This window comes from Myroides sp. NP-2 (assembly GCF_014145665.1).
Classification (GTDB): domain Bacteria; phylum Bacteroidota; class Bacteroidia; order Flavobacteriales; family Flavobacteriaceae; genus Flavobacterium.
The window spans coordinates 1-680 of sequence record NZ_JACHTD010000053.1 but is presented as its reverse complement, the minus strand read 5'-3'; the positions used below and the strand labels follow the sequence as shown (position 1 = coordinate 680).

Genomic DNA, 680 nt, shown 5'->3' with positions numbered 1-680 from the left:
CGTCCATATTTATTGGTCGTTATGTTCCAATTGTGTTCACTTGCAATGTGCCATTCAATTAAAGGAATTAAATATTCTGTGCGAATAACGGTTTCCGACATAAATTTCGCATAGAATATTTCATCTCTCACAAGACACTTTGCCACGTAAGTTGTGTCCCACCAAAAATCGTTTATTAGATTTTGAAACTCTTTTTCAGACGGTTTTTTGATAATGGAAATTTGATAAGTTGGTTTCAGCATTTGCTTTGTAATACCATCTTTATCAATTAAAATTTTATAACCAATATCCCAATCTTCTGGTAATTCTTTCTCTTGCGTTTCCTTTATAAATTTTGATTTGCTGTAAAGTTTAAAATCTACTTTCACACCGTCTTCATAAAGTAGCATTTTCATTGCGTGTTTATGGTTAAAACAACTTTCGTCTTCTTCAATCATAGCAATTGGATTTCCGAATTTAAGCGTCCAGCTTTTGTCTGAAATGTAATTTGTATTATCCTCAAAAACAAATTCAATGTCTAAATCACTAAATTCGTCAACAAGTGCTAAAGGATTTACAAGTGAACTTGTCAGAAGAAGAACTCTTACATCTTCGTTTTTCTCCGACCATTCTATAATTGTTCTTAACTTTTCTTCTCTGACTTTCATTTTGTTTGGTTCGGTTTTACTATGTCGTACAAC

The 680-nt window shown here is 32.1% G+C and carries 1 protein-coding gene; it reads right to left on the bottom strand.

All coding sequences use genetic code 11. From position 1 onward, the window contains the following. A partial coding sequence (locus H4K35_RS15600) for an aminoglycoside 6-adenylyltransferase (RefSeq protein WP_126731979.1) occupies positions 1 to 647 on the bottom strand: 647 nt, incomplete at its 3' end. Positions 648 to 680 lie beyond the last annotated feature (33 nt).